The sequence below is a fragment of the Chamaesiphon sp. OTE_75_metabat_556 genome, assembly GCF_031378165.1.
Taxonomy (GTDB): Bacteria; Cyanobacteriota; Cyanobacteriia; order Cyanobacteriales; family Chamaesiphonaceae; genus Chamaesiphon.
Genome location: NZ_JANNDR010000111.1, coordinates 1 through 9,535 on the forward strand (window position 1 = coordinate 1; position 9,535 = coordinate 9,535).

Here is a 9,535-nt window from a genome sequence, read left to right on the forward strand (position 1 = left end):
CTAAAACGCATCTAGCAATTTAATTAATTGGACTCAAATTAGTGATATGTATTCGATCGAGTCTTGTGGAATTGATAGGATTCTTGTACTATAGTAGTACCGTTGAGCAGCGATCGTTGGCATAGCCTACCGGAGGTAATCGTGACACCTGAAATCATCACCCGCACCGAACAACTTCGAGTAAAGCTTCAGGCGGCTGGCTATGCTTATTACGTCCTCGACAATCCCGTCATAGAAGATGCCGTGTATGACAGGTTGTATCGGGAACTGCAAGATTTAGAGCATCAATATCCCGCATTGGTGAGTGTCGATAGTCCCACGCAGCGCGTCGGCGAACGTCCGGCATCGGGATTTGTTTCCGTCAAGCATAATATCTCGCTCTACAGCCTGGAAAATGCTTTTGACATGGCCGAATTTGCCAAATGGGAAGCAGGTTGGCAACGGAAGCTAGAAACTAAAGATAGTGCTGAATATGTCTGCGAATTGAAGATCGATGGTTCGGCGATCGCACTTACATATGAAAATGGATTATTGGTACGCGGTGCGACACGGGGCGATGGCGATACGGGGGAAGAAATCACCCAGAACGTCAAAACAATTCGATCGATTCCGCTCAAGTTAAACATCGCCAATCCCCCGCCAATAGTCGAAGTGCGGGGCGAGGCTTTTTTGCCGATTGCGGTATTTGAACAACTCAACCAGGAACGCGAAAAAGCCGGCGAACAACTCCTCGCAAATCCCCGCAATGCTGCGGCGGGAGCATTAAGGCAATTAGACCCCAAAATGGTCGCTCAACGGAAATTAGATTTCTATGCCTATACCCTGCAAATTCCGACGACTACCCCACAAACCGAGCTGCATAGCCACTTAGAATCACTGGAAATGCTTGAACAGATGGGATTTAAGGTCAATCCCCATCGGGAATTATGTGCGGATGCCGCAAAAGTGGGCGAATATTACGATCGCTGGAATACCGACAGGCTCAATCTGACTTACATGACTGATGGTGTCGTCGTCAAAATCAATGATTTCGCACTCCAACAAGAATTAGGCTTCACCAATAAATTCCCCCGCTGGGCAGTCGCGCTCAAATATCCCGCAGAGGAAGCACCGACGCGAGTCTTAGACATCAGCGTCAACGTCGGCAGAACGGGGGCAATTACGCCCTTGGCGCACCTCGAACCCGTGCAATTGGGCGGAACGACAGTGCAACGAGCGACACTCCATAACGGCGATCTGATCGACCAATTAGATATCAGAATTGGCGATACAGTGATTGTCTGCAAAGCTGGCGAAATTATTCCCAAAGTCGTGCGGGTATTGACAGATTTGCGTCCGGTTGGGACTTCCGCTTTTAAAATGCCTAGTAATTGCCCCGTGTGTAACTCGGTAGTAGTCAAGCCAGAACAGGAAGCCGTGTTGCGCTGCAATAATCCTAGCTGTGCAGCGATGCTCAAGGGTTCGTTGGTACATTGGGTGAGTCGCGATGCTCTAGATATTAATGGTGTGGGGGAAAAGTTAATCGAGCAATTAGTCGATCGAAAATTCATCAGTTCGGTTGCCGATTTGTACGATTTAACGATAGAAAAGTTGATGACTTTGGAACGGATGGGTGAGAAGTCGGCAATCAAAACTGTTGACGGAATTGCCAGTTCTAAAACTCGTGACTGGTCGCGGGTATTGTATGGTTTGGGGATTCGACAAATTGGGAATAATGGCGCGAATATTTTAACAGAAAGATTTCCGTCGATCGATCTATTATGTCAAGCTACAATCGCCGATCTGCAAGATATTCGGGATGTCGGATTAGAAACGGCGCAATCTGTATATAATTGGCTGCAACAGCCAGAGAATATCGCCTTAATCGATCGATTGAAAGCAGCAGGATTACAATTTGAGCGATCGGTAGTAGCGAATACTAATATTAGTGAAATATTCACCGAAAAAACCTTCGTAATTACTGGAACTTTATCAACACTCAAGCGCGATGAAGCTAGAGATTTGATTCAGAGTCATGGCGGCAAAGTTTCGGATTCGATTAGTGCTAAAACTAACTATTTATTAGCAGGTGAAAAGGCTGGCTCAAAGTTGGCGAAGGCCGAGAAAATGGGGGTCAAGGTAATTTCCGAAGCGGAATTGATGGAATTAATAACGGCACTATAACTTCAACAGCTTATTACACATGCCAAAATCAGCAGCATTTATTCAAATCAAAGCAGGTGCGATCAAAATTACTGCCAATATTCCATACTTCTGTGCTAGTTTCCAACTAATATGCGCTGAAACGTAGTGCAAAATCCACGACCCCGCCCAAAAGCCCCGCATCTTGCGACTGGCTTTAATTAGCTACTGGACATTATCAGTCTTGGCATCAATGACCGATCGAATATCTTCGGGTACATTGGTGAAAAACTTGTAGCCAGTAAGCTTTTCTACTTCCCGCACGGAGGTGCGATACTGTCGCCACGGATCGGATTTGATGCCTTGCTTATTTGGGACAATGACGGCGATTGTGCGGGTATTTTTATCGACACCAGCAATGCCAGTGTTGGGTTTATCCAAGACCAAAATTACTTTCCATGTGACTGCTGGCACTAATACTTTACCCTGCCCGACAGTTGCTTTGAGACCGTTTTTGCCGATGCCGCCCTGTCCATGTCCGCCAGAAATAATAAATAACTCTTTCCCAGATCTGGCTAGTTGCCGACAATAGTTTTCCAACTGTACCCACACACCCTGATTATTATCGGGCGATTGGGGGATAATATTGGTCATCAAGAAAGTCGGAATATTATCCTCTGGCGATCGACTGCGATCTTCGGAATTGGTCATATGACCGCGATCGAAGCCGCTACCAGTATAGTCTGAGGGTCTAATGCGTTCCCAGCTAGTGGGTAACTCTTCATCTGGCGCAAATTTTCCGACCCGATGAGCATCGCCCAACCAGGAGGCATTAAGTTGCCAAGCTACCCAATTGGGTCTCCCTTTAGTTTTGGAATAGGAGAGCGCGTACTGAGGGCGGACGATCAGGTAATTCTCAGCATTCCCAGGCGAGGTTGTGGCTTGAGACGGATTCCCCATCAGGAGGTTGATATTACCTTTTGTTTCCCCCCCTGATGGGATGTCAGGATTACGACAAGCAACTAGGCTAATCGCGATCGTCAAAATCAGGAGGTACGCTACTTTTCGCACGGTGGTCGCTATTTGAGATGGATGCTAGCTGCTTATAAATTTTCACCCTCAGCCGGACGAGGACGATCGGTATGGTACAGCGCATCCAGTCTAGCACGCGCATCCTCGATACTAATCGACTTCATAATTAGTAATGGTTCGGTCGTGACATTGCCTAGCTCGTCGAGCAATTCTGGATGTGGCACTGTCCCCGTCCGATAACTGTAGCCGCGAACACTGGCATCGTTCCTGGCTCTGGGCTGCCCTGACTCGCGACTAAACCCGATCAGACTGCGAATTAAATTGCCGATCGCCAGAAATGCCAAAATAGTGAAGGCAATTAAATAAATTATCTGTAACATGATATCGTCCTACACAACGTGCCAAAAATAGAAGTAGCAAGTGAAAAGTTGCGGGAGATCCGGCAGACTGGTGTAACCACTTTTGTTACCAATAAGTGGGCGGACACCTCTAGACCGTCAATGCAGCTTTTATGAGAAATTCAAACCAAACGGGGCGATCTTACTCTTCTATCTTAGACTGTTCGGACTGTCTTAGCTGCATCGAGACATGCCAACATTCGGTCACGATCTGATGCCAACCGACCATTTGGCTAGCTTCGATCCCCGCTTGCCCGCCCACGGCATTAAATAACATCTTGGCAACGCTGACTTCTTGCCGTGCGCGATCGACCCGCGCTAATAATTCAGCTTGGGCATTGGGACTGAGAAAGGCAATTGGCTCGCGCTCTAATAATTCTTTCGATCGGCCAAACCAGTACTCAAAGTCTACCAGCAAGGGCTGGAGGATGGTTTGCAGTAGTTCTTGCTCTGATGGCTGAGATTTAGACATAAGGTGCAGACAGACTATTTCTGTGAATCTTACTTCTATTCTAATGGCTTTTTTACAATTCTTAATTAAAAAATTTATAATTAGCGATCGATCGAGTACATCCGGATTATCCTAGAAAGAACAGTCACTCAAACTTTGACTTTTGGACTCGATCGACGGTACAATAGTACCTATGCACCAAGCCTTTGCTAGTTAAACTAAGGCAAGCTAACTTCAACTTTCCCCTTGTTCATAGAGGCATTAATGGCAACCCAAATCACAAATAGCCCAGACAGACAAAAAGCCCTCAATCTCGTCCTCAACCAAATCGAAAAATCTTTTGGAAAAGGGGCAATTATGCGTCTCGGTGATGCCCAGCGGATGCGGGTAGAAACCATCTCCAGTGGGGCAATGACCCTAGATATTGCCTTGGGTGGCGGTTTGCCCAAAGGTAGAGTCATTGAGATTTACGGCCCCGAAAGCTCTGGGAAAACCACCCTCGCGCTCCACGCCATTTCCGAAATCCAAAAAGCGGGAGGAGTAGCTGCCTTCGTTGATGCTGAACATGCACTAGATCCAACCTATTCGGCAGCACTAGGCTTAGATATCGACAATCTCTTGGTTTCTCAACCAGACTCAGGCGAAGCCGCCTTAGAAATCGTCGATCAACTAGTCCGCTCTGCTGCTGTCGATATCGTCGTGATTGACTCGGTGGCGGCACTCGTACCTCGCGCCGAAATTGAAGGTAATATGGGTGATTCTCATATGGGGTTGCAAGCTCGGTTAATGAGCCAAGCACTTCGCAAAATCACTGGGAGCATTGCTAAATCCGGCTGCACAGTAATTTTCATCAACCAACTCCGCCAGAAAATCGGCGTTGTTTATGGTAGTCCCGAAACTACTACTGGTGGTACGGCACTAAAGTTCTACGCATCGGTCAGATTGGACATTCGCCGCATTCAAACCCTAAAACGTGCAAATGATGGTGAGTACGGTAACCGTGTCAAAGTCAAAGTTGCAAAAAACAAAGTCGCGCCACCATTCCGCATTGCCGAATTTGATATCATTTTCGGCAAGGGCATTTCTACTGTCGGTTGTTTGGTAGATCTAGCTGATGAGACTGGGATTATCACTCGTCGTGGTGCTTGGTATAGCTATGAGGGTGACAATCTCGCACAAGGACGCGACAATACTGTCAAGTACATGGAAGAAAATCCAGAGTTTGTCGCAAAAGTGAAACAACAGGTTTTGGATAAACTCAATGCTGGTGTAACTGTATCTGCAAATACGCTCAAGCAAGCTGAGGAAGAAGTAGAAGACGGCGACGATGATGATGAAGAATAAACTCATAGTATAAGTTTTAAAATTAGGGTAGGGGTAATTCATGAATTACCCCTACCCTAATTTTTGATGACAAGGAAAAGTTTTGATGCCGTTGAGATTCGATTGCCTCTTGCTGACTGATTTTCGCCAACTCGTTGGCCTTTGGCCTGCCGTAGGGAATCGATAATTGTAGACATTGCTGAATCTTAACTGCTGGCGATCGCGTAAAATTGAGCCTGTAGTTACCATTGATCCGCTGATGAAATTACCTTATCGACCAGATTTACCGACCTTTTGGGCACCTGTAGACATCTCTGGTGCGGTATTTGTAGCGATGAACGCGGTGGTGATGGGCAATGTCTCGATTGAGTCTGGGGTCAGTATCTGGTATGGTGTGGTAGTCCGAGGCGATGTCGAGCGAATCGAGATCGGCAGTCATACGAATATTCAGGATGGGGCGATTATTCATGGCGATCCTGGCAAACCGACAATTTTGGAGAGCTATGTCACCGTCGGACATCGCGCGGTGATTCATTCTGCCTATATCGAGACTGGCTGCTTGATTGGGATTGGGGCGGTTGTTTTGGATGGGGTGCGAGTCGGGAGCGGCAGTATTATCGGCGCGGGTTGTGTGGTGACTAAGGATGTCCCACCGCGTTCTCTGATGGTTGGCATCCCCGCCAAATGTCTGCGCCAAGTCGATGATGCCGAAGCTCAGGGCTTAATTATTCACGCCCAAAAATACGCACAACTAGCTTTAGTACATGCAGGGAAGGGAACAGATTTAGGTTTTAAGTAAAGACAACGCTCGATCTAAAATTTGCTAACTTCGATCGATTACTTTAGCGATCGATCGAAGATAAACACAGATGGGGATTGGCAATTAGGTGAAAATCTTTGCCGAAACAAATTACCCTAATAGCGATTCCGTTTTCTCCAAAACCATCATGCCTCTAGATCGATCGGATGACGAGTCTTTATCTACACATGCCTGATACATCAGCGCAACTGGACATTTCCAATAGCGATTGTATCGCTTCGGATTCGTATCTGCCACAGTCAATTCCTGGGTGTTGGCATCATAGTCTGCAAGTAAAGCAAAATGACCGCCCTCTAGGTTCGGATTTTCATGGGCAATCCGGGTATTGAAGTTGAGGATATGAATGTTATGTTCGGCCTCAACACCTGCTTCAACCTCTTTAATAAATGCATCCAGCGTCATGGTGGGTTTATCAAAATGTTCAACCTTTACGACTAACGGTAAATCCACCACTTCGATATATCGGGCGCAAGCATCATAGGTTTCAGATAATGTCATGCCATCGTCCAGTACAGATCCAATTGGCAAGCGGATTTGATAAAAGATATCGTCTACGGCGGTTTGGTAGCCCAAGGCACTCAATCCGTAAGCCACTGCCGTGATATTGCAACATCTGAGGGGTTGTTGGAATTCAAGCAGCTTAATTCTACTAAAATCAGCACTCATTATTTTAAATACTCCTGATTTGAGATTGACAGCACGAGCTATGGACTATTTTTAACGTGAAATTTATTATAACATCGCTTGTCACTTCACAATGACGCTGTCGCAGTGATGGTGATAATTTCAATTAAAACCATTGCTAGAGCGGTTGTAAATAAATATATAGACGATTTTGATTCGATCGCTATAGCAAATCTAGACACTAGCGCAGCCTGAGCACAATCGCTAATGCTTTCTCTATCTACACCAGATCTTCATTGCTAACGATGCCGATTTTTCTAACCAATCTACTTTCAGCTAAAGATCTGAATCTTCCCCATCGAGATTGGTAAATTGGATCTAAATATCTACAGGTTGCTCGTGAATCAGACGCAATAACTCAGTCGTCGATACCTTGCCGCTCATATCGGCACCTTCGAGTAGACTATCGGCGAGATCGCGTTTGTGTTTGTGGAGATCGACGATTTTTTCTTCGATCGTGTGTTGGGCAACCAATCGATAAATAGTTACCGGACGTTGTTGTCCGATTCGGTGAGTGCGATCGGATGCTTGATCTTCGACGGCGGGATTCCACCAGGGGTCCATGTGAATTACATAGTCGGCGGCGGTGAGATTGAGTCCGGTTCCGCCCGCCTTGAGACTGATCAGAAATACATCGCCTTGCCCTGCTTGGAAGGCATCGACGCGGGACTTGCGATCGCGTGCGGGAGTACTACCATCGAGATATTGATAGGCAATTTTTTGACTTTCTAGATACTCTTGCAGGATGTGTAAATGATCGACAAATTGACTGAAAACGAGGGCTTTATGTTTATTTTCCAGGAGTTCGGTGAGGACTTCACCGAAGAGTTGAAGTTTGGCACTAGGAATTGGCACACCTGCACTCACCAGCTGCGGATTGCAACAAGCGCGGCGCAGTTTCATGATTTCGGCGAGGACTTGGAGGTGTTTTTGGCCTGGGGGTGCATCGCTGTCTGTTAATTTGGCGATCGCTTGTTGGCGCAGAGCCTCGTAGAAGGCCATTTCTGATTGAGAAAGTTCGACTTGGAGGGTAATCTCGGTGCGCGATGGGAGTTCGGTGAGAACGTCGCGTTTGAGACGGCGGAGGATGAAGGGTTGGATCAGTTTTTTGAGTTGGAGGCGGGTATTCCGTTGGAGTAATTTTTCGGATGGTGCCGTGCCCGAACGCTCGATCGCATTGGCAAAGCGGAGATTAAAATCATCGAGGGAGCCGAGTAAGCCAGGATTGATAAAGCGGAATAAATTCCAGAGTTCGCCGAGGTGATTTTCGATGGGCGTTCCAGTTGCCACGATTTTAAATTTACCTTGCAGATTCATGGCGGCTTGCGATCGTTTAGTAGCAAAGTTTTTGATCGATTGGGCTTCATCTAAAACGATTGTTTCCCACTCGATTTTCGAGAGCATTTCAGCGACATCTTCTTGTTGCAATAAGCCGTAACTGCACACGACTAGATCGAGGGGTTTTAAACCGTCTAAAGCTTGTTGTCTGTCTCCACTCCCAAATTGAATCGGATTGAGGGTAGGTGCAAATCTTTGGGCTTCACTGAGCCAATTCATACACACTGATGTAGGGGCAATTACTAAGGTTGCACCATTAGGGGCGCGAGTGAGAATTACGGCCAGCGATTGCAGCGTTTTCCCCAAACCCATATCGTCAGCCAAGCACGCACCGACACCCCAATGAGCCAGACGCGCCAACCACCGGAAGCCATCGAGTTGATAATCCCGTAATTCTGCTTGCAGGGTGGAAGGTAATTCTGGTTCGAGACTTGCTACCTCGCGCAATTTTTTGATGTGCGACTTCCAGTGTTTATCCGTCTCGACAGTGCCGATATCATCGATCCAGTCCTCCATCGTCAATGCAGCCAGGGGGTGCATTCCCAACCCTTTTTTGCTGCGAGTCGAAACCAACCGTAATTCGTCGAGACGCTGGCGAAATTCCTGAGTGAGGGCGAGAAATTGCCCATCGCCGAGGGGAATAAATCGACTGGGAGTACGATCGAGTAATGCCAGCAACTGTTGCAGTTCCAGTACTTCATCCTCGCTGACTTTGATTTCGCCACTAGTTGCAAACCAATCATTTTCGCGGTTAATCCGCAGTTGGAAATCACTCAAACCGGCTTGCTTGCTGACGCGCATCTTCTCGCCTTCCGGCCATTCGATCGTCACGACATCGGCGAGAGCTTGCAATTCAATTAGTAATTCCAGACAGGTTTCCGGATTTTCGATCGACCATTCGCCATCGAGTGTGGGCATGTCTGCCAACTGCGGACAGGCACTAATAATCGCCTCAGCCAAGCGGCTCTCTGCGGCCAAATCGCGCTTAGTTTGAAGGCGTTTGCCATCAATGTCGGCAATGACCGTTTCACCCCCCGTCCCGGGGCTGTAATAAGGCCCGGCGGGAGCGAAGGGTCGCGCGAGGATGGTCAGTTTCAAGCCAGTCCCGATCGGAAATAGTTGGACGTGGGGGTGGGGGTCGCTGGGTACTTCTTCGATATTATCCGCACCACCACCGATGTCGGAATGAATAGTAACGAGTTGGGAAATCGAACTGATGGCCGTTAAGACGCGCTCTTTAGCCAGTGCCGGTACTTCGAGCCGATTTTTCACACCCAAGATCTCACTAATCTTGCGATGACTATCGCTAATCTCGATCGCTTTGAGGCGGGAGGGACTCTCTTTAACGAGCATCACCGGTTGTCCGCT

Annotated in this window: 8 protein-coding genes and 1 pseudogene; 3 read left to right on the top strand and 6 right to left on the bottom strand. The window is 47.4% G+C overall.

All coding sequences use genetic code 11. From position 1 onward, the window contains the following. Nucleotides 1-141: 141 nt before the first annotated feature. Nucleotides 142-2,163, top strand: a complete 2,022-nt coding sequence (gene ligA, locus RMO27_RS04930) for an NAD-dependent DNA ligase LigA (protein WP_309729835.1) — start codon at nucleotides 142-144, stop codon at nucleotides 2,161-2,163. A gap of 81 nt (nucleotides 2,164-2,244) precedes the next feature. Here ligA and RMO27_RS04935 read toward each other — a convergent pair. From RMO27_RS04935 to RMO27_RS04950, 4 genes and pseudogenes are all read right to left on the bottom strand, one after another. Then, nucleotides 2,245-2,346, bottom strand: a pseudogene (locus tag RMO27_RS04935) (type III-B CRISPR-associated protein Cas10/Cmr2); the annotation flags it as partial. Beyond that, complete coding sequence (locus tag RMO27_RS04940) at nucleotides 2,347-3,192, bottom strand: DNA/RNA non-specific endonuclease (protein ID WP_309729843.1); 846 nt, start codon at nucleotides 3,190-3,192, stop codon at nucleotides 2,347-2,349. A gap of 32 nt (nucleotides 3,193-3,224) precedes the next feature. Continuing rightward, complete coding sequence (locus RMO27_RS04945; RefSeq protein WP_309729846.1) at nucleotides 3,225-3,533, bottom strand: DUF2973 domain-containing protein; 309 nt, start codon at nucleotides 3,531-3,533, stop codon at nucleotides 3,225-3,227. 160 nt (nucleotides 3,534-3,693) lie between these two features. Next, nucleotides 3,694-4,023 (bottom strand): DUF2605 domain-containing protein, encoded by a 330-nt coding sequence (locus tag RMO27_RS04950; RefSeq protein WP_309729848.1) that lies wholly within the window; start codon nucleotides 4,021-4,023, stop codon nucleotides 3,694-3,696. Nucleotides 4,024-4,266: 243 nt separating this feature from the next. On the opposite strand from RMO27_RS04950, the gene recA reads away from it, so the two are divergent. Together recA and RMO27_RS04960 are read left to right on the top strand one after the other, a co-directional pair. Next, nucleotides 4,267-5,346 (top strand): recombinase RecA, encoded by a 1,080-nt coding sequence (gene recA / locus RMO27_RS04955; protein ID WP_309729851.1) that lies wholly within the window; start codon nucleotides 4,267-4,269, stop codon nucleotides 5,344-5,346. A 238-nt stretch (nucleotides 5,347-5,584) separates the two neighbouring features. After that, on the top strand, nucleotides 5,585-6,124 hold the full coding sequence (locus tag RMO27_RS04960) for a gamma carbonic anhydrase family protein (RefSeq protein ID WP_309729855.1): 540 nt from the start codon (nucleotides 5,585-5,587) through the stop codon (nucleotides 6,122-6,124). Between the two features lie 111 nt (nucleotides 6,125-6,235). Here RMO27_RS04960 and RMO27_RS04965 read toward each other — a convergent pair whose 3' ends face one another. Together RMO27_RS04965 and RMO27_RS04970 are read right to left on the bottom strand one after the other, a co-directional pair. Then, on the bottom strand, nucleotides 6,236-6,811 hold the full coding sequence (locus RMO27_RS04965; protein ID WP_309729858.1) for a phytochelatin synthase family protein: 576 nt from the start codon (nucleotides 6,809-6,811) through the stop codon (nucleotides 6,236-6,238). Between the two features lie 336 nt (nucleotides 6,812-7,147). Further along, nucleotides 7,148-9,535, bottom strand: a 2,388-nt coding sequence (locus tag RMO27_RS04970) for a DEAD/DEAH box helicase (protein WP_309729862.1), incomplete at its 5' end; no start/stop codon positions are given.